A 19,765-nucleotide genomic window follows, 5' to 3' on the forward strand; every position below is an offset into this window, starting at 1 on the left:
GGCGATCAAAATGCCGCCGCCATCAGATCGGCAGTTCGTTCGTCGATTTGATTTCCGACAGGGCCACCGTCGAATTGATTTCCTGCACGCCCGACAATTTGCTCAGGCGCTCAAAGAAGAAACGCTCATAGGCGTCGATGTCCTTCGCCACGATCCGCAACATGAAGTCCATCGTGCCCATTAGCACATAGGCATCCAGCACCTCCGGAAAGCCCCGGATGGCTTCGCTGAACTCATCGAGATTGGCGCGACCATGCGCATTGAGCTTCACCTGTGCGAAGACATGGGCATTCAGCCCGACCTTGCGTCGGTCGATCACCGCCACGCGCTTGCGGATAAGACCCTCCCGTTCCAGCCGGTCGATGCGACGCCAGCAAGGCGATGGCGTCAGTCCGACCTTCTCGGCGATTTGCGCCGTCGTCTGACTCGCGTCACGCTGCAATTCGCGGAGAATCTTCCGCTCGAAATTATCGAGATCGATCATATTATCCACATTATAGCACAGTGTCGGATAAATCATCCCACCATCCTCGGATTGACCGGAAAATGAGGCAAGTTTCTTCTCGCGCGACGGTGGATAAGCCGGGCGGCAATCCCAGAGGAGAAAATCATGGTCGTCCGCCCTGCCCGCCTGAACCCGCCGATGCAATCAGTGCGTCTGCTCGATCCCGAAAACGGCCTGGACGGGGTCATCGCCATCCATTCAACGGCCATCGGTCCGGGGGCGGGCGGGTGCCGTTTCTGGCACTATCCCGATCTGGAATCGGCCTTTGACGACGCCTGTCGCTTGGCCGAAGGCATGAGCTACAAGAATGCGCTGGCCGGCCTTCCCTTTGGCGGCGCCAAGGCGGTGTTGCGCCGCCCCGAAGGGGCGTTCGATCGTACCGCGCTGTTCCGTGCCTTCGGCCGCGCGGTCGAGGCACTGGATGGCCTGTACGTCACCGCCGAAGATGTCGGCACGACCGTCGCCGACATGCGCGACGTATCGTCCGCGACGCGTCATGTCGCCGGGCTGGATTCATCGGACGATCAGGCTGGTGGCGATCCTTCGCCCTGGACGGCGCTGGGGGTGTTCGAGGCGATGCGGGCCGCCGCCCGCCTGACATTGGGCGCCGAACTGTCGGACCTGACCGTGGCGGTCCAGGGAACCGGCAATGTCGGGGCCAGCCTGTGCCGCCGCCTGGCCGATGCGGGCGCACGGCTGATCATCGCCGACATCGACCCGCGTCGTCGCAATGCATTGAGCGCCGTCCTCGACGCCCATATCGTCGATGTCGAAGACATCGCATCGGTCGAGGCGGACATTTTCGCGCCCTGCGCTCTGGGCGGCGCGCTGACGGTGCAAAGCGTGACGGCGATGCAGGCCAGGCTCGTCTGCGGCGCCGCGAACAACCAGCTCGCCTCGCCCGAAGTCGCCGACCTGCTGCTGGAACGCGGTATCGCCTATGCGCCCGACTATGTCGTCAATGCCGGCGGCATCATCAGCGTGTCGGCCGAATATCTGGGCGAGGATCGCGCGAGCGTCGCTGCTCGCGTCGACCAGATCGGTCCCCGCGCCGGCGAGATACTGGATCTCGCCCGCCGCGAAGGCCATTCCCCCGCATGGGTGGCGGACGAGATGGCCGAACGGATCATCACCGCCGCCAGCCGTCAGGCTGCCTGAACCGACCTCACCATCTAAGCGCCGCGCGGGCCAGGATCAGGCTGTTGCCTGCGCGGCGATACGGGATACTGTGCGGCGGCAACGGGATCGTTTTCGCGCCTTCGGGCCACTGGTCCCGGACTTCGATCAACTGGATGTCCATCTGGCCCGGTCCGGCCGCATCCATGCTGACATGCACCGGATCAGCTCCGCTGGCGTGGAAGGTCATAGACGACCAATCACCAGCCTTGATCGGCCCTGACACCGGCTGATCCATCAGCCGCAGGTTCCGCAATTCCACCGAAGGCTTGAAGAACAGGCGCATGAACCGCCCGCCATTGCGATTGGCCGCGACGAGGTTGATGCGATGCCCATTACCGGCGGACGTCGCAGTCAGTCGCAGCACCGGCCGGGCGTAGGCGGCGGGCTTTGCCGGCGCGATCCAATGATCGTCCTTGGCGATTGGCGCGATCGACCCCAGCCGAGGCACGCCGCCATCCTGCGACAGCGTGCGCCGGACCCAGCCGGCGCGATCCAGCCTGGCGCTCACCCAATTGGCGCGCGCGCTGTCGATGTCGGCGATGTAGAAGGCTTCGACCATGTCCGGATTGTCCGCCGTCGGCGTTCGCGCATCAATGGCCGCGGCAACGAAAAGGCCCAAGCCGGCGACCGAGCCGATCGAGGCGACGCGCAGGAGATTGCGCGACGACCAGAGCAGTGGCGCCAGCGCAAGCAGTGTCAGCAGGATGAAGGGCGTTACGATGGCCGGGAGCGACACCCCGATCATCAGGAAGAAGTCATAGCCCGCACGAGCCATCAACCCCGCGATCAGGATGGCCGACGCCGTCATCGCCAACAGTCCCAGCGGCTGAAGGGAGCTAATGGGCGCGAACAGGAGCATCGCCAGCGGCAATGCGAACAACAGCAGCGGCCATAGGAGAATATGAGCGCCATTGGGCAACATGATCTGGAACGCGAGCGCCAGCAGCCCGACCAACGTCATGGCTCCCGCAAACCAGCCGTTCAACGATACAGGTCGTCGCATATTGGCGAAAACCAGGAGAGCCGCGCCGCCGCCTACAATCAGCGGAATCGCGCTGAAGCTGCCGAGAAAGCCTGTCGCCAGACCCGCTATCCCCAGCCCCAGGGCCGCGACCTTGGGCCTTGCCGTCATGGCGACGCCGAGCAACAGCAGACCGAAGCTGATGCCCAGCAGGGCCGTGGCCGCCAGCAGCGCGCCAAACTGGCCGATCAGCGCATAGGGGGTCGACAGGTCGCGCACGATCAGGTTGGCCAGGCGCAGCGCGAGCATCAGCATCGTCGCGATGCCCAGCAGCAGAGCCAGCAGACCGCCCGCGCCAGCCAGCATATCGCGCCAGTCGATGGTGCGCCGGGCCAAAGCGACACCCGTCATGGCGAAAGTCGCGCCGACCGTCGCAATCGCCAGCACCCACCCCAGCCATGACGGGTAGGCGATCAGGAACAGGCCGAACAGGTCGGAAAAGATGCTGTCATCCTGCGCCCGGTCGAGGCTGTCCGCCTGAGCGAACAGGCGGACAGCCGGCAACACCTGATCCCCCATATGCTGAATGCTGCCGGCATTCAGCCGGTCGGGCGTGGACAGCGCCGTGTGATAGGCCATCTGATGCCCGACAAAGGCGAAATTCAGGCCAGCAAGCCCCTTGTCGAGCGCCGCCGTGAGGTCGGTGTCGTTGGGCATATGTTTGTAGATCGTGACGAGCAGCGAGTCGGCCGCAGGCGACGGGACGGCCTGTCGATAGACATCGATCAGGCGACTGTTTCCGGCGCTGGTCTGGAACATCAGCGCCCTGCCACTGTCGCCCCGCGCTTCCAGATTGATGACCAGCCCGATGCGTCGGCGCAGAGGATCGCTTGCGAAAAAGGCGGTCGATCCCAGCAGGCCGGCTTCTTCGCCATCGGTGAAGAGGAAGATCACCGATCGCCGTAACGCACCCGCCGCTTTGAGCGCGCGCGCCACTTCCAGCGCAACCGCCACGCCCGACGTATCGTCCCCCGCCCCCGGCGACAGCGCCGCGGTGTCATAATGCGCCATCAGCAGCACGGCAGGCAATGTGGGATCGATTCCCCGATATTCCGCCACGATATTCTGCATCCGGCCGGCCGGGGCGACGTCGTTGAAATAGCGTCGCGCCGAAATGGCGGTTTGCGTGCGGAGCAGCGGATTTAGGCCAAGCGCCTGGGTCTGGTTCATCAGGTAACGCCTGGTGTCGTCTATCTCCGGCGATCCGGTCGGATGCGGGCGGGTGGCGATGGCGCGGACATGTTGCATGGCGCGATCGGCGGAAAAGTCGGTCGTCGGCGCGGTGGCGGATTTAGGCGCGGGCAAGCGGTTGGCCATGATCCCAAGCGCGACCCCGCAGGCAATGACGAGCAGGGCGAGCGCCCAACGCGACAGCGAGTTGGACAGTTGATCGACGGCTTCGTCAGCGGAAATTTTCTCCATGGACATTTATTGTCTTATTTATAGAAAATAATCAAATTAGGAAAATGATTCCGTCCGTTTTCCTGCCTCAAAGCAAAAGGGCTTGCGGGGGATGGGGCATATGAACGCACGCGAGCGGAGGCATTTGCAGAAAAGATCAGGGAAGCCCCGCCCCGTCATGCCAGCATGGCTCTCAGCGCCTTTTTGTCGATCTTGCCGACGCTGGTGCGCGGCAGCGCTTCGACCAGCACAAGCCTCTCCGGAATGGCGTAGCGGCTGATGCGACCCGATGCGACATGCTGCTGGAGCTGCACGCATAGCAGATCCATATCGGGCGGCGGTGCCCCCCGGGCCGCGACGATGAAGGCGACGGGCCGCTCGCCCCATTTTGCGTCCGGCATGGCGATGACGCCCGCCTCCGCCACCCCAGGCAGCGCAACCAGCAAATCTTCAAGATCCACCGAGGACACCCATTCCCCTCCAGACTTGATGACGTCCTTCAGCCGATCGACAATGCGCAGCGCGCCATCGCCATCCAACGCCGCGACGTCACCCGTATGCATCCATCCGTCTGCCCACAATGTGTCGGAATCCGGCTGCGTGGCATAGCCCTGCGTCAACCATGGCGCGCGCAGCAGCAGTTCGCCACCCTTGTCCATGTCGATCCGGGCCTGGACCAGGATAGCGGGGAAGCCGGCACGGCAACATTTTGCCACGTCCGGTTGTAGTCCCCGCGCCAGCGCCACCACCGGACCGGTTTCGGACATGCCATAACCGGCCAATATCGTGATGCCAGCCATTTCGGCCTCCTGCGCCAAAGCAGCCGGCAGTGCCGATCCGCCGATGACGAAGGTCCAGGGCGCCAGACTGTCTCCGCCGGCTGCATTGGCGTCCAGCAGCATACGCAGGATGGTCGGCACGCAATGGGAAAAATCCACGCCCTCCCGACGCTTGAGCGCCAGCAAGGTCGCGGGATCATAGCGACCGGGATAGACTTGTTTGACACCCAGCATCGTCGCGACATAGGGCATTCCCCATGCGTGGACGTGAAACATCGGCGTCATCGGCATGTAGACATTCGTCCGCCGCATTCCCTGCCCGTCGGGCTGGTTCGCCAGCGTCGCCGCCAGCGCGATCGTGTGCAGGACCAACTGCCGGTGGCTGAAGAAGACCTGTTTGGGATCGCCCGTCGTCCCGGTGGTGTGAAAGGTGGTGGCGATCGCATTCTCGTCGAAATCGCCGAAGATGAAATCGGGGCTGGCGGCGGCGATCAGCGCTTCATAATCATTGTCTTCGTCCGCCCCGTCCATGACGATCAGGCCCCCAATCTGCGGCAGCGCCAGCAATAGTTGGGCGCAGAGGGGCGCGAAATCGGCATGATGGAGGAGGAAGGATGCGCCCGACTGGCGCAGCGTGAAGTCGATCTGGGCGGGCGACAACCGGACATTCACCGTTTGGAGGATCGCGCCCATCATCGGAATGGCGAAATAGCATTCGAGATAGCGGTGGCTGTCCCAGTCCATCACCGCCACCGTATCGCCGGCCCGCACGCCGCGCGCCGTCAGCAAGGCCGCCAGCCGCGTTACGCGATCAACGAACGCACGATAGCCGAAGCGCAGCTCGCCACTGACGATTTCCGCATCCGTCTGGTTCGCGACATTGGCGAGCAGATGGCGGATCAGCAGCGGATAGGCATAGGCGTTCGCGCCAGGCGTCGACAGAATTCTGGGCGTGTTCACCCGATCGCCTCCGGCATGCCGGGGACAGGACGACAAAGTGGAGCGACGACGCACATCCTCGACCGCGACATCATGATGGGAGGTTAAGGCTTTGGTCGGGTGAAGAGCGCCGCCCCAACGCGACGCCGGCCACGCGGCTGCACATGACGGGCCATGCAGATAAAGGGATCATATGCCACCTTTTCAGCTGGGCCTATGGCTGCTGCCATCGCCCTTCCTTCTCCAGGCGCCGAGTGTCTTCGCTTCCCGAACGCAATTCAAGTATTTTTCAAAAAAAGAAATATTTTTTCACTATAGATCATGCCGATGATGTTTTCCTATCCCGAACTTTTGCAGTGGGCGTAATCCGCTATGCACCCGCGCTTCGGCGCACCACCAGCCGCGCGGGCAACATGCTGGCCGGCCGATCCTTTCCTTCTATCTGCGCGACCAGCGTGTCGATCAGCAATTGCCCGGCCCCCTTCATGTCCTGCATGATGGTGGTGAGCGGCGGGGTGGTCAGGCTGGCGGCGGGGATATCGTCGAAGCCGACGATGGCGACGTCGTCCGGAACCGACAGGCCCGCCTCGGCCAATGCGCGCATCGCGCCGATTGCGATCAGGTCGCTCGCGGCGAAGATCGCGTCGAAAGGCCTGGCCCGCGCGATCAGCGTCCGGGCGGCGGCGTGCCCGGCATCCTCTGCGGTCAGCGCATCGACCTGCAGCGCCGGGTCGGGCGCAATGCCTGATGTCGCCATCGCGTCGCACAGCCCCCGGTAGCGGTCGGCAAATTCGGGATAATGTTCGTCCGCCTGTCCCAGAAAGGCGATGCGCCGCCGACCGATCCCCAGCAGATGCTCACCCGCCAGTCGCCCGGCGCCGATATTGTCCGACCCCACGGTCGGGCCGATCGTCGCCTCTCCGACCGATCCCCAGCGGACAAAATGCGTGCCGTGATCGACCAGTTCGGTCAATCGCCGGGCATAGAGCGTATAGTCGCCATAGCCGAGCAGGATCAGGCCGTCGGCGCGATGGCTGTCCTGATAGCGGACATGCCAGTCATCCTCCATCTTCTGGAACGAGATGAGCAGATCCAGTCCGCGCGCGCCGCATTGCCGCGTGATCGATCCCAGCATGGCAAGGAAGAAGGGGTTGATGTTCGATTCGTCGGGGGTGGGATCTTCGAAGAACAGCAGTGCGATCGTGTTCGACCGCTGCGACCGGAGCGACGAGGCGTTCTTGTCCACCGAATAATTGAGTTCGCGGGCGATCGCCTCGATCCGCTGACGCGTGGCGAGGCTGACCGATCGCGATCCGCGCAGCGCGCGGCTGACCGTGGGCTGCGACACGCCGGCCAGATAGGCGATGTCGAAGCTGGTCGGCTTGCTGCTGGGCTGGCGCCCCATATCCTTCTCCCGGCGCGGTCGATACGCCACAGCCATGGTAGGGCGAGCTGCAAAGCAAGGCAATCGCGGCCCTGGCGACCATGGCCCAGTGGCATCACGGCCACAGTCGGGCGGCGCGCATATTATGCGTATACGTATGCCTTATGGCCGGGCCGCGCGAACGGGGCGTATGACCGGCCTACCCGCAGGAACGTGGCGCTGCACAGCCACGCCTGCGGCCAGGGTTCCAACATCGGCCAATAGTCTGTCCGATGTTCATGGGGGAGAGGATAATAGTGGCTCAACATCATCATCGCGTCCGTTTGTTCGGCGCATCGCTTCTGGCCATCATGGCGACGACCGCCATCCCCGCCTTCGCCCAGGACGCCCCGCAGGCCGACGCCGCGCCGCAGGATGCAGCCAACGACACGATCATCGTCACCGGCTTCCGCGCCGCGCTGCAGAGCGCCGTCAATGTGAAGAAGAACGCCGCGCAGATCGTGGAATCGGTGTCGGCCGAGGATATCGGCAAGCTGCCCGACGCATCGATCGGCGAATCCATCGCCCGTCTGCCGGGCCTGACATCCCAGCGCCTGTTCGGCCGCGCCAATTCGATCGCGATCCGCGGCGCCAGCGCCGACCTGTCTTCGACCACGCTCAACGGCCGTCCGCAAACCTCGACCGGCGAACAGCGCAACGTCGAATTCGACCAATATCCGTCTGAAGTCGTCAGCCGCGTCGATGTGTTCAAGTCGCCCCAGGCCAACCTCATCAACCAGGGTCTGGCCGGTACCGTCGACATCCGCACCATCCGTCCGCTCGACTATGGCAAGGAATTATTCTCGGTCGGCGCGCGCGGCGTCTATACCGATCTCGGCAAGGTAAATGCCGACAGCAAGGACAAGGGCTATCGCCTGACCGGCACCTATGTCGGCCAGTTTGCCGGCGACCGGATCGGCGTGTCACTCTCCGCAGCCTATAATGACGAGCCCTATCAGTCGAAGGAGTTCGAGGCCTGGGGCTATGCCGACGGGCCGAATGGCGACAAGGTGATCGGCGGCATCAAGCCGTTCGGGGTATCCACCCAACTGAAGCGCCTGGGCATCCAGGGTGCGGTGCAGGTGCAGGCGACCGACACGCTGCTGCTGACCTTCGATGGCTTCTATGGCGACTTCAAGGAAAAGCAGATCAAGCGCGGCGTCGAATTCCCGCTCTACTGGAGCGGCGCGAGCCTGGTTCCGTCCAGCATCGGCACCGACGGCGACTTCATCAACAAGGGCACGTTCACCGGTGTCGAGGCCGTGGTCAACAACCATGGCTATGAGCGCAAGTCGAAGATATTCTCAGGCGGCTTCAACGCCAAATATACCGGCGACGATGGCTGGTCGGCCAGCTTCGACTTCGGCTATTCGCGCACCGATCGCAACGAACTGTCACTCGAATCCAATGCCGGCACCGGCTATGGTCCCGGCAATGGCGCGACCGATACGCTGGACTTCGTCAGCGACGGCAAGGGCACCCATTTCACCAGCCACCAGCTCGACTATAGCGATCCCAATCTGATGGTGCTGACCGATCCGCTCGGCTGGGGCGGCGGCGCGCCGCTCGGCCATCAGGAAGGCTATTATAACAACCGCATCATCGACGACGAGATCAAAAGCTATCAGGTCGAGTTCGGCAAGGAGATTGAGGGCAGCTTCCTGTCGAAGATCACGGCGGGCCTGGGCTATGTCGACCGCACCAAGTCGAAGACGCCGGAAGAATATGTGCTGAACCTTGCGAACGGCGCAACGTCGCTGGTGCTGCCCGAGCAATATCGTCTGGCGGCGACCGACCTGAGCTTCATCGGCGTCGGCCCGATCCTGTCCTACGATCCGTTCAAGCTGCTGGCGGACGGCGTCTATATCAAGACGCTGAACCCCAGCAAGGATGTGCCGGCCAAGGCCTATTCGGTGACGGAGCGGGTAATGTCGGCCTATCTGATGGCTAATATAAAATCCGACATGGGATCGGCGGAGCTGAGCGGCAATTTCGGCGTGCTGGCGCAAAATACCGAACAGAAGTCGCGCGGTTTCGTGAATCTGGCGGCGGCTTCGCTCGTGCCGACGACGCGGGGCGATAACTATTGGGACATCCTTCCCAGCATGAACATGTCGCTGCGCTTCCCCAGCGACTTCGTCATCCGTCTGGCCGCCGCGCGTGAAATCCAGCGTCCCCGGTTCGAGGATATGAAAGTCAGCCTGGATTATGGCTATAACACCGCCAGCGGCGTCATCACCGGCACTGGCGGCAACCCCTATCTTCGTCCCTATCGCGCCTGGGCGGCGGACCTCAATTTCGAGAAATATTTCGGCACCAAGGGCTATGTCAGCCTGCAACTCTTCGCGAAAAAGCTGCAAAGCTATGTCTATCGCGAGACGGCGGCGTTCGACTATACCGGCCTGCCGGTGGTTCTGCCGCCCGGCGTCACCGATCCCGACGGCACGCTGACCCGTCCCGTCAACGGCAAGGGCGGCAAGCTTTACGGCTTCGAAGTCGCGGGCACCGTACCATTGGACATCGTCACCCCGGCGCTCGACGGCTTCGGCCTGACCGGCGGTGTGGGTTATACCAAGACCAGCATCAAACCAGGCGTCGGCGCAGCGTCGGAAGACCTTCCCGATTATTCGCGCTGGGTCGCCAACGGCACGCTCTTCTTCGAAAAATGGGGTTTCAACGCCCGCGGTTCGGTGCGCTACCGTTCCGCCTTCGTCGGCCAGTTCGTCGGCTTTGGCGGCGAGCGGGAGTTGCGCCGGGCGCTCGCGGAAACCATCGTCGACGCGCAGGTCGGCTATGATTTCCAGAAGGGCAGCGCCCTCGAAGGTCTGTCGGTGTTCGTGCAGGGCCAGAACCTGACCGACGAACCCTTCGTGTCGGTCGATACCGGCGCATCGATCCAGATCCGCAACTATCAAAGCTACGGCCGCCGCTTCATGGCGGGCTTCAACTACCGCTTCTGATGTGTAGAGTGGCCCGGCGGCCTTATCGTCGCCGGGCCTTTTTCCAAGGTTCAAACAAAGGGGTGCCCGTGATGGGTCGAACGGCCACGAAATTCTTCGTGACAGCCGCCGGGATCGGCGCGGCTCTCCTGGGCGCGCCGCTGGCGTTTGCCGACACGCTCAGCGCGCTGCGGGCGCGCACGCCGGAACAGGAGATCGTCTATTTCGTCCTGCCGGATCGCTTCGCCAATGGCGACCCGAAGAACGACACCGGCGGCCTGAAGGGTGGTCCGCTCCAGACCGGCTACGACCCGACCTCGCGGGCCTTCTATCATGGCGGCGACCTCAAGGGGCTGACGGCCAAGCTCGACTATATTCAGGGCCTTGGCGCGACCGCGATCTGGCTGGCGCCGATCTTCAAGAACAAGCCGGTGCAGGGCGCCAAGGGGCAGGAAAGCGCGGGCTATCATGGCTATTGGGTGACGGACTTCACCACTGTCGATCCCCATTTGGGCACGGACAAGGACTTCAGGACACTGGTCGATGCCGCCCACGCGCGCGGCATGAAAGTCTATATGGACATTATCGCCAACCATACGGCCGATGTGATCCAGTATAAGGAAAGCCCCGCCAGCGCGGCCCCCTATCGCAGCAAGGCCGATTATCCCTGGTCGCGCCGGGGTGGCGCGGCGGGCCAGCCGATCAATCCAGGGTTCGCCGGCGACCGCGACTGCAGCCCGGCCAATTGGGCGAAACTGATCGATTCCGCCTTCGCCTATACGCCGGTCGTGCCGAAAGGCGAGGCGAGGGTCAAAGTCCCCGCCTGGCTCAACGACCCCATCTATTATCATAATCGCGGCGATACCGACTGGAAGGGCGAGAGTTCCCAATATGGCGATTTCGTCGGCCTTGACGATCTCGCCACCGAAGACCCGCGCGTGGTCGAAGGATTCATCGCCATCTACAGGGGCTGGATCGACCGGTTTGGCATCGACGGCTATCGCATCGATACGGCGCGTCATGTGAATGCAGAATTCTGGCGCGCCTTCATCCCCGCCATCCGCGCGCATGCGGCGGCGAAAGGCATTCCCAACTTCCATGTCTTCGGCGAAGTCGCCACCGACGCTTACGACCCTGCCTTGCTGGCAAGCTGGACCCGTACCGCCGCCTTCCCCGCCGTGCTCGACTTCGCCTTCATGCGCGCCGCGGTCGATGCCGCCAGTGGCAAGACCGGCACCGACATGCTCGCCCGTCTCGGCGAGGATGATGCACTCTATGAAGGCGGCAAGTCGGCGGCGCTGCAATTGCCGACCTTCCTCGGCAACCATGATGCCGGCCGCTTCGCCTTCTTCCTGCGTCAGGCCAATCCCGGCATGAGCGCGGACGAGGAACTGGCCCGTGACATATTGGGCCATGCGATGCTGCTGACGCTGCGCGGCGTGCCGACCCTCTATTATGGCGACGAACAGGGCTTTGCCGGCACCGGCAACGACCAGCAGGCGCGGCAGGACATGTTCGCCTCGCAGGTCGCGGAATATAATGCGGACAGGCTGGTCGGGACGGCATCGACCACGGCGACGGATAATTTCCGCACGGATCACCCGCTCTATCGCGCCATCGCGCACCTGGCGAAGATCCGCCGCGACACGCCGGCCCTGTCGCGCGGCGCGACTCTGCTGCGCGCCAGTTCGGACAAGCCCGGCCTTTTCGCCGTGTCCCGCATCGATCCCGATACGGGCCGCGAGATAGTGGTCGCCTTCAACACATCGGCCGCGCCGCTGTCGGGCCATATCGCGGTCGATCCCGCCAGCGGCGGCTTCACGTCGCTGGCCGGCGCCTGCCCGGCCGCCGCCCAGGCGCCGGGCAGCCTTGCCCTCTCCCTCCCCGCCTTCGGCTATGCCGTCTGCGCCGCTCACCCCTAACCGCCGGAACGCCTTCATGACGCTAGCGACGACATCGACCGATCAGCCCTGGTGGAAGGGGGCGGTGATCTACCAAATCTATCCGCGCAGCTTCCAGGACAGCAATGGCGACGGCGTCGGCGACCTCAATGGCATCACCGCACGCCTGGCGCATGTCGCGAAACTGGGCGTGGACGCCATCTGGATATCCCCCTTTTTCACCTCGCCCATGCGCGATTTCGGCTATGACATCGCCGATTATTGCGATGTCGATCCGATTTTCGGCACGCTCGCCGACTTCGACGCGCTGGTCGCCCGCGCCCATGACCTTGGCCTCAAGGTCACGATCGATCAGGTCTACGCCCATACGTCCGATCTGCACGACTGGTTCGCGCAGAGCCGGGCCAGCCGGACGGGCGACAAGGCTGACTGGTTCGTTTGGGTCGATCCCAGGGAAGACGGCACCCCGCCCAACAACTGGCAGTCGGTCTTCGGCGGCCCGGCCTGGACCTGGGACGGGCGGCGTGGCCAATATTATATGCACCAGTTTCTGAGCAGCCAGCCGCAGCTCAACCTCCATAACCCGGCGGTGCAGGACGCGCTGCTCGACGCGATGCGTTTCTGGCTCGACCGCGGGGTGGACGGCTTCCGGCTCGACGCGCTCAACCATTCGATGCACGACCCGCTGCTGCGCGACAATCCGGCCGCGCCCGATACGGGCAAGCCGCGGACCCGATCCTTCGATTTCCAGATCAAACGTTACAGTCAATCGCATCCCGGCGTCGTCGATTTCATCGAACGCATCCGCACGCTCTGCGACGAATATGGCGCGATCTTCACCGTGGCGGAGGTGGGCGGCGACCTGTCCGAGACGGAGATGAAGGCCTATACGGCGGGCGAAACCCACCTCAACAGCGCCTATGGCTTCAACTTCCTCTATGCCGACACGCTAACGCCCGCGCTGGTCGCCGAAACGGTCGATCGCTGGCCCGACGAGCCGGGCATGGGATGGCCGAGCTGGGCGTTCGAAAATCATGACGCGCCGCGCGCCCTGTCCCGATGGTGCACGCCCGACGATCGCCCTGCCTTCGGCCGGCTGAAGGCGATGCTGCTGGTCGCGCTGCGCGGCAATGCCATCCTCTATCAGGGCGAGGAACTGGGCATCACCCAGGTCGATATACCGTTCGAGCGCCTGCAAGACCCCGAAGCCATCGCGAACTGGCCGCTGACCCTGTCACGCGACGGCGCCCGCACGCCGCTGCCCTGGTCGGCGGAAGCGCCGCAGGCGGGTTTTAGCGATGCCGAATCCTGGTTGCCGGTGGGGGACGAGAATCTCCCCCGCGCGGTGGACGCGCAGGAGGCGGACGTCCATTCGCTGCTCAACCACACCCGCGCCATGCTGGCGCTGCGCAAAGCGAACCCCGCGCTGCGCCATGGCAGTCTGGAGATAGTGATCGCCGACGAGCAGCGGCTGCTGTTCCGTCGTGCGGCGGATGGCCAGTCCCTGCTCTGCCTGTTCAACCTGTCGGCCGAACCGGCGGCCTGGCCCGAAGAGATCGCACCGACCAACAAGCTGCTGTGCGCCGTCAATGGCGCCACGCCTGGCGCCCTGCCGCCCTTCGGCGCGCTGATGATCGAAGAATAAGGAGAAGCCCCATGCTGAACACGACGCTGCGCGCCTGCGCGCTGGCCCTTCCGTTCGTCCTGACCACTCCGGCTTTGACTCCGGCCTTCGCGCAGGAAGTCCGGACCGCCGTCACCGCCGCATCGCCTGATGGCTCGATCGTTCTCACCGTCTCGACCGACAATGACAGCCGCCCGACCTGGTCGCTCTCGCGCAAGGGCAAGCTGCTGATCGCGCCATCGAAGCTGGGCTTCATCCTGACCGACGGCCTCAACATGGTGCGGGGCTTCTCGATCGCCGGGTCGGACAAGGGGCAGGGCAATGATCGCTGGGAACAGCCTTGGGGTGAGCGCCGCTTCGTCACCGACCGCTATAATGAAGTGACGGTCCGCTTCCGCCAGTCGGACGTGCAGGGCGCGCGCCTGATGAACGTGCATTTCCGCCTGTTCGATGACGGTGTCGGCTTCCGCTACGAACTGCCGGAGCAGCCGGGCCTCAAGACGATGAAGATCGCCGACGAGACGACCGAGTTCGACATCGCGCCCAAGGGCACGGCCTGGTGGATTCCGGGCGGCGAATGGAACCGGTACGAACAGGTCTATCAGAAGACGCCGATCGACGCCGTGTCGACCGCCCATACCCCGATCACCATGCGGCTGGACGACGGCACGCATCTCAGCTTCCACGAAGCCGCGCTGGTCGATTATGCGGCCTATTGGCTGAAGCGCGCGTCTGGCCAGACCTTCCGCACCACCCTGTCGCCCTCGTCGCAGGGCGCGCGGGTGATCCGCGACCTGCCGTTCAACACGCCCTGGCGGACCATCCGCATCGCCGACAGTGCGGCGGGGCTGGTCGAAAATGATCTGGAACTCAACCTCAACGAACCCAACAAGCTGGGCGACGTCAGCTGGTTCCAACCCGCCAAATATATCGGCATCTGGTGGGGCATGATCCGGGGCGACTGGAGCTGGGCCGAAGGGCCGAAACATGGCGCCACCACCACCCGCACGAAGCAATATATCGATTTCGCCGCCAAACATGGCTTCCGCGGCGTGCTGGTCGAAGGCTGGGACAAGGGCTGGAATGGCGACTGGTTCGGCCATGGCGACGACTTCAGCTACACGCAATCGACCCCCGACTTCGACCTGCCGGGCCTTGCCGCCTATGCGAAGAAGAAGGGCGTCCACTTGATCGGGCATCACGAAACCGGCGGCAATATCGCCAATTATGAAGCGCAGTTGGACGACGCGATGAAGCTTTATGGCGGTCTTGGCGTCGATGTCGTCAAGACCGGCTATGTCGCCGACGCGGGCGGCATCATCGCGCCGGGGGACAAGCCTGGCGAAACGCATATGGAATATCATGACGGCCAGCGCATGGCCCAGCATCATCTGCGCGTCGTGGAGACGGCCGCCAGATATCATGTCGCGGTCAACGCGCATGAGCCGATCAAGGACACCGGCCTGCGCCGCACCTACCCCAATTGGGTCGGGCGCGAAGGCGCGCGCGGCATGGAATATAATGCCTGGGGCGCCTTCGCCAACGGCCCGGATCACGAGCCGACCTTGGTCTACACCCGAATGCTGTCCGGCCCGATGGACTTCACGCCGGGTGTGCTGAGCCTGGAGGGCGCGGACCATGCCCCGCTGGCATCCACATTGGCCAAGCAGCTCGGCCTCTATCTCGCCCTCTATTCGCCGATCCAGATGGCGGCGGACTTCATCGAAAATCTCGCAAAATATCCCAGCGAGCTGGACTTCATTGCCAAGGTGCCGGCCGACTGGAGCGAAAGCCACCTGATCGCGGGCGCAGTGGGAGACTATGCCATGTTCGCGCGCAAGGATCGCAACAGCGAGAATTGGTATGTCGGCGGCGTCAACGACGCGACCGCGCGGACGGTGACGTTGAACTTCGACTATCTGGAACCGGGCAAGACCTACAACGCCACCATCTACAAGGATGGCGAGGGCGCGACCTATCTTAGCGACGCCCGCCACAGGATCACCTATGAGACGCGGACGTTCCGCAAGGGCGACCGCTACGATCTGTGGCTGGCGCCGGGCGGCGGCGCGGCGATGCGACTGGTAGCGGCCAAAAAATAACCCTCCGTCCGCGTGACGCGAACGGAGGGCAAGGGCCTTCCGAATCCGGCCTTGGAGGCCGGTCTCCCCCGCCCCCGGAGCGGACTGCACGCCGGGCCGGGGGCTTTTTTCCTAGCGCGGCGCCATACGGATCGCACCGTCGAGGCGGATCACTTCACCGTTCAGCATCGGATTGCGGACGATGCTTTCCACAAGCTGCGCATATTCGGCGGGTTTTCCCAGACGGCTGGGGTGCGGGACCTGCGCGCCCAATGCATCCTGCACATTTTGCGGAAAGGCTTCCAGCATCGGCGTCAGGAAGATGCCGGGCGCAATCGTCATCACGCGGATCTTGTGCTGGGCCAGATCGCGGGCGATCGGCAGGGTCATGCCGACGACGCCACCCTTGGACGCGCTATAGGCGGCCTGACCGATCTGCCCGTCATAGGCCGCGACCGAGGCGGTGTTGACGATGACGCCGCGTTCGCCGTCCTCCTCTTCCGCCGCCGCAAGCCGGGCTGCAAATTTAGAAATGACGTTGAAGCTGCCGATCAGGTTGACCGTCACCGTCTTGGCGAAGGTATCGAGCGGATGTGGCACATTCTCCTTGCCCACGGTCTTCACAGCAGGCGCGATGCCGGCGCAATTGACCAGGATACGGGCGACGCCATGCGCCGCTTCGGCCGCGTCCAGACCCGCCGAGACGCTGGCGTCGTCGGCCACGTTGACAGCGACATAGACACCTCCCAGCGCCTCCGCCGTCGCCCGACCGGCGTCCTCATTCAGGTCGAAGATCGCGACCTTCGCCCCCTGCTGCGCCAGCATCGTCGCTGTTGCCTTGCCCAGCCCCGACGCGCCGCCGGTGACGATCGCCGCTACGCCTTTGATGTCCATCTCGCTGTCCCCTTCAGATTAATTCGACGGCCATCGCCGTGGCTTCACCACCGCCAATGCACAGGCTGGCCACACCACGCTTCAGGCCGCGCGTTTCCAGCGCGGCAATCAAAGTCGCCAGGATGCGCGCGCCCGATGCGCCGATCGGATGACCGAGCGCGGTCGCGCCGCCATTGACGTTGATCCGGTCGTCCGGGATGCCCAGTTCCTTCGCGGCGATCATGGCGACCACGGCAAAGGCTTCGTTGACCTCGAACAGATCGACGTCCGCGACAGACCATCCGGCCCTTTCCAGCGCCTTGCGCATCGCGGGCACCGGCGCAGTGGTGAATTTGGACGGCTCATGCGCATGGCCGGCGGTCGCGATGACCTTCGCCACCGTCTTGAGGCCCAGCCTTGCCGCCACGCTGGCGCGAGTCATGACTAGCGCCGCCGCGCCGTCCGAGATGGAGGAGGCGTTGGCCGCAGTGATGGTGCCGTCCTTGACGAAAGCGGGCTTGAGCGACGCGATCTTGTCGGGCTTGGCCTTGCCCGGCTGCTCGTCGGTATCGACGATCGTGTCGCCGCCCCGGCCCTTGACCATCACCGGCGTGATCTCACGCACGAAAGCGCCGCTGCCGATCGCGGCATTGGCGCGTTCGAGCGAGCGGATGGCATAGGCGTCCTGATCCTCGCGCGTGAACTGATAGTCGCGCACCGCTTCCTCGGCGAAGACGCCCATCGCCTTGCCGGGTTCATAGGCGTCCTCCAGGCCATCCATCATCATCGTATCGATGATGCGGTCATGGCCGATGCGCGCACCGCCGCGATGCTTGGGCAGGGCGTAGGGCGCATTGGTCATGCTTTCCATACCGCCCGCGATCACGATGTCGGCCGCGCCGCAGCTAAGCGCTTCATGCGCCATGATCGCGGCCTGCATGCCCGAACCGCACATCTTGTTGACAGTCGTAGCCTCCGTATTGAGGCCAAGACCCGCGCCCAGCGCCGCCTGTCGCGCTGGCGCCTGGCCCAGGCCAGCCGGCAGGACGCAGCCCATATAGATGCGGTCCACGGCATCGGCCGCCACGCCCGCGCGCTCGACCGCGGCCCTGACCGCCGCCGCGCCCAGATCGGTGGCCTTGACCGACGACAGTGCGCCCTGGAACCCGCCCATCGGCGTGCGGGCATAGCTGGCGATTACGACAGGATCATCCTGCATGTTCACTCTCCATCCTGACCTTAAAGACTGCGCGCGATGACCATGCGCTGGATATCCGATGTACCTTCGTAAATCTGGCAGACGCGGACATCGCGGTATATTTTGGCGACGCCATATTCCTCCAGATAACCATAGCCGCCCAGAGTCTGCAGCGCACCGGACACGATCGCCTCGGCCGCTTCGGACGCGAACAGCTTGGCCATGGACGCTTCGGCCAGGCAGGGCAGGCCCGCATCCCTGGTCCGGGCGGCATGAAGGACCAACTGCCGCGCCGCTTCCAGCCGGGTGGCGAGGTCGGCAAGGCGAAAGCCCACCGCCTGATGATCGATGATCGCCCTGCCGAAGCTCTTGCGATCCTTGGCATAGGCGACCGCGATCTCCAGCGCGGCCTGCGCCATGCCGACACATTGGGCGGCGATGCCGATGCGGCCCGTCTCCAGATTGGCGAGCGCGATGCGATAGCCCTGTCCGGGCCGGCCGATCAGCAGCTCATCCTCGACGAACATGTCGTCGAAACGCAGCGCGCAGGTGTCCGACGCGCCCTGCCCCAGCTTATGCTCGACCTTGTCCACGCCATAACCGGGCCGGTCGGTCGGCACGAGGAAGACCGACAGGCCCTTCTTGCCGGCGTCGGGATCGGTCACTGCGACGATCATGACCAGGCCGGCGATCTTGCCCGATGTGATGAACTGCTTGGAGCCGGTGATGCGCCAGCCGCCGTCCACCTTGGTCGCGCGGGTGCGCACCGCCGAGGCGTCGGACCCTGCATCGGCTTCGGTCAGCGCGAAGGCGCCGATCATGCGCCCGCCGATCAGGTCCGGCAGGAAGCGCGCCTTCTGCGCATCGCTGCCGTCCTTGAGCAGGCCGGACACAAGGATCGAATTCTGGATCGAAACGATGGTGGAGAGCGCGCCGTCGGCCGCGGCGATCTCCATCAGCGCCAGCGCATAGGATACGGCGTCGGCTTCCGCCCCGCCAAAGGCTTCGGGCGCCGTCATGCCCCACAGACCCAGGCCCGCCATCTCCCGGAACAGTTCGGGTGGATAGCCGCCTTCCGATTCGAAGCGGGCGCTGTGCGGGCGGATCGTCTCCTGCGCGAAGTCGCGCACCGTGTCGCGGATGGCGGCCTGAATCTCGGTCAGCATAAACTCACTCGTATTTTCTATACTCATAGGTATATTGATTGTCCGGGAGTTTCTTGTCAATGCTCCAGGCTTGCAAGGAGATGCTGTTGCCCAAATCTGCCGTTCCCGTTTCAGCCGCCGCCGTTCCTTCCCCCTTCCGCAGCAAGGCGGAACGCGAGCATGACCGGGCGGAAAAGCGCGAAGCCGTGCTGCTGGCGGCAGTGCGGATGTTCAATGCGCGGGGCTATCACGCCACGTCGCTGGACGATGTCGCGGCGAGCCTGGGCGTCAGCAAGCCGACCATCTATCATTATCTGGGCAATAAGGAGCAGGTGCTGGTCGAATGCGTCAATCGCGGCCTGTCGATGCTGCGCGAGGCCGCGGATGCGGCGGCCGGCGCGCCGGGGAGCGGCCATGACCGGCTACGCGCCTTCCTGCTGCGTTATGCCTGCATCAATATGGACGATTTCGGCCGCTGCGTGATCCGCACCAATGAGGAGGTGCTGTCGATGGACAGCGCCATCCGCTTTCGCGCGCGCAAGCGGGAGATTGACGATGCGGTGCGGGGGCTGATCGCAGAGGGAGTCGCCGATGGGTCGATCGCGCCGGTCGATATCCGCTTTGCCTCCTTCGCGCTGGCGGGTGCGCTCAACTGGCCGGCGCGCTGGCATGATCCCGATGGGCCGCTCAGCCCGGAAGAGGTCGCGGAGAAGCTGGTCGATATCGCGCTGGGCGGCCTCACCCCGCGCCGCTGAGG

Annotated in this window: 13 protein-coding genes; 6 read left to right on the top strand and 7 right to left on the bottom strand. The window is 64.2% G+C overall.

Going from position 1 to position 19,765, the window contains the following annotated elements; translation table 11 throughout:
• Positions 1-22: 22 nt before the first annotated feature.
• Positions 23-484: an Lrp/AsnC family transcriptional regulator gene (locus SBA_RS19725; RefSeq protein WP_224547090.1), complete on the bottom strand. Its 462-nt coding sequence runs from the start codon at positions 482-484 to the stop codon at positions 23-25.
• 126 nt (positions 485-610) lie between these two features.
• Between SBA_RS19725 and SBA_RS19730 the strand changes: the two genes are divergently transcribed.
• Positions 611-1,663, top strand: a complete 1,053-nt coding sequence (locus SBA_RS19730) for a Leu/Phe/Val dehydrogenase (RefSeq protein WP_261937335.1) — start codon at positions 611-613, stop codon at positions 1,661-1,663.
• A 7-nt stretch (positions 1,664-1,670) separates the two neighbouring features.
• On the opposite strand, the gene SBA_RS19735 is transcribed toward SBA_RS19730, so the two are convergent.
• The 3 genes from SBA_RS19735 to SBA_RS19745 all read right to left on the bottom strand — a co-directional run bounded on the left by SBA_RS19735 (position 1,671) and on the right by SBA_RS19745 (position 7,229).
• A complete protein-coding gene (locus SBA_RS19735; RefSeq protein WP_261937336.1) occupies positions 1,671-4,133 on the bottom strand; it encodes a M20/M25/M40 family metallo-hydrolase in 2,463 nt (820 codons plus the stop codon).
• A 149-nt stretch (positions 4,134-4,282) separates the two neighbouring features.
• On the bottom strand, positions 4,283-5,845 hold the full coding sequence (locus SBA_RS19740) for a long-chain-fatty-acid--CoA ligase (RefSeq protein ID WP_261937337.1): 1,563 nt from the start codon (positions 5,843-5,845) through the stop codon (positions 4,283-4,285).
• A 349-nt stretch (positions 5,846-6,194) separates the two neighbouring features.
• The gene (locus SBA_RS19745) at positions 6,195-7,229 is read right to left on the bottom strand and encodes a LacI family DNA-binding transcriptional regulator (protein WP_261937338.1); all 1,035 of its coding nucleotides are present in this window, start codon (positions 7,227-7,229) and stop codon (positions 6,195-6,197) included.
• A gap of 329 nt (positions 7,230-7,558) precedes the next feature.
• On the opposite strand from SBA_RS19745, the gene SBA_RS19750 reads away from it, so the two are divergent.
• From SBA_RS19750 to SBA_RS19765, 4 genes are all read left to right on the top strand, one after another.
• Positions 7,559-10,207 carry a TonB-dependent receptor gene (locus SBA_RS19750; RefSeq protein WP_449325379.1) on the top strand — a complete coding sequence of 883 codons (2,649 nt, stop codon included), beginning with the start codon at positions 7,559-7,561 and terminating at the stop codon, positions 10,205-10,207.
• Positions 10,208-10,278: 71 nt separating this feature from the next.
• Positions 10,279-12,108 (top strand): alpha-amylase family glycosyl hydrolase, encoded by a 1,830-nt coding sequence (locus SBA_RS19755; protein ID WP_261937340.1) that lies wholly within the window; start codon positions 10,279-10,281, stop codon positions 12,106-12,108.
• Positions 12,109-12,124: 16 nt separating this feature from the next.
• A complete protein-coding gene (locus SBA_RS19760; RefSeq protein WP_261937341.1) occupies positions 12,125-13,732 on the top strand; it encodes an alpha-amylase family glycosyl hydrolase in 1,608 nt (535 codons plus the stop codon).
• Positions 13,733-13,743: 11 nt separating this feature from the next.
• Positions 13,744-15,813 (top strand): glycoside hydrolase family 97 protein, encoded by a 2,070-nt coding sequence (locus SBA_RS19765; RefSeq protein ID WP_261937342.1) that lies wholly within the window; start codon positions 13,744-13,746, stop codon positions 15,811-15,813.
• Positions 15,814-15,924: 111 nt separating this feature from the next.
• Here SBA_RS19765 and SBA_RS19770 read toward each other — a convergent pair whose 3' ends face one another.
• Genes SBA_RS19770 through SBA_RS19780 form a run of 3 tightly spaced genes read right to left on the bottom strand, consistent with a single transcriptional unit; the run spans position 15,925 to position 19,029 of the window.
• Positions 15,925-16,686, bottom strand: a complete 762-nt coding sequence (locus tag SBA_RS19770; protein ID WP_261937343.1) for an SDR family NAD(P)-dependent oxidoreductase — start codon at positions 16,684-16,686, stop codon at positions 15,925-15,927.
• 13 nt (positions 16,687-16,699) lie between these two features.
• Positions 16,700-17,884 carry an acetyl-CoA C-acyltransferase gene (locus tag SBA_RS19775; RefSeq protein ID WP_261937344.1) on the bottom strand — a complete coding sequence of 395 codons (1,185 nt, stop codon included), beginning with the start codon at positions 17,882-17,884 and terminating at the stop codon, positions 16,700-16,702.
• A 20-nt stretch (positions 17,885-17,904) separates the two neighbouring features.
• Positions 17,905-19,029, bottom strand: coding sequence for an acyl-CoA dehydrogenase family protein (locus SBA_RS19780; protein WP_261937345.1), 1,125 nt, complete (start codon positions 19,027-19,029; stop codon positions 17,905-17,907).
• An 86-nt stretch (positions 19,030-19,115) separates the two neighbouring features.
• Here SBA_RS19780 and SBA_RS19785 point away from each other — a divergent pair, with 86 nt between their 5' ends.
• Positions 19,116-19,763, top strand: coding sequence for a TetR/AcrR family transcriptional regulator (locus tag SBA_RS19785; RefSeq protein WP_261937346.1), 648 nt, complete (start codon positions 19,116-19,118; stop codon positions 19,761-19,763).
• Positions 19,764-19,765: the final 2 nt, after the last annotated feature.

This window comes from Sphingomonas bisphenolicum, assembly GCF_024349785.1.
In the GTDB taxonomy this organism is placed as follows: domain Bacteria; phylum Pseudomonadota; class Alphaproteobacteria; order Sphingomonadales; family Sphingomonadaceae; genus Sphingobium; species Sphingobium bisphenolicum.

What these genes read in the sequence shown, in the direction of transcription:
- SBA_RS19725 (WP_224547090.1), bottom strand. Translation starts at nt 484, where the DNA reads ATGATCGATCTCGATAATTTCGAGCGGAAGATTCTCCGCGAATTGCAG.
- SBA_RS19730 (WP_261937335.1), top strand. Translation starts at nt 611, where the DNA reads ATGGTCGTCCGCCCTGCCCGCCTGAACCCGCCGATGCAATCAGTGCGT.
- SBA_RS19735 (WP_261937336.1), bottom strand. Translation starts at nt 4,133, where the DNA reads ATGTCCATGGAGAAAATTTCCGCTGACGAAGCCGTCGATCAACTGTCC.
- SBA_RS19745 (WP_261937338.1), bottom strand. Translation starts at nt 7,229, where the DNA reads ATGGGGCGCCAGCCCAGCAGCAAGCCGACCAGCTTCGACATCGCCTAT.
- SBA_RS19750 (WP_449325379.1), top strand. Translation starts at nt 7,559, where the DNA reads ATGGCGACGACCGCCATCCCCGCCTTCGCCCAGGACGCCCCGCAGGCC.
- SBA_RS19755 (WP_261937340.1), top strand. Translation starts at nt 10,279, where the DNA reads ATGGGTCGAACGGCCACGAAATTCTTCGTGACAGCCGCCGGGATCGGC.
- SBA_RS19760 (WP_261937341.1), top strand. Translation starts at nt 12,125, where the DNA reads ATGACGCTAGCGACGACATCGACCGATCAGCCCTGGTGGAAGGGGGCG.
- SBA_RS19765 (WP_261937342.1), top strand. Translation starts at nt 13,744, where the DNA reads ATGCTGAACACGACGCTGCGCGCCTGCGCGCTGGCCCTTCCGTTCGTC.
- SBA_RS19770 (WP_261937343.1), bottom strand. Translation starts at nt 16,686, where the DNA reads ATGGACATCAAAGGCGTAGCGGCGATCGTCACCGGCGGCGCGTCGGGG.
- SBA_RS19775 (WP_261937344.1), bottom strand. Translation starts at nt 17,884, where the DNA reads ATGCAGGATGATCCTGTCGTAATCGCCAGCTATGCCCGCACGCCGATG.
- SBA_RS19780 (WP_261937345.1), bottom strand. Translation starts at nt 19,029, where the DNA reads ATGCTGACCGAGATTCAGGCCGCCATCCGCGACACGGTGCGCGACTTC.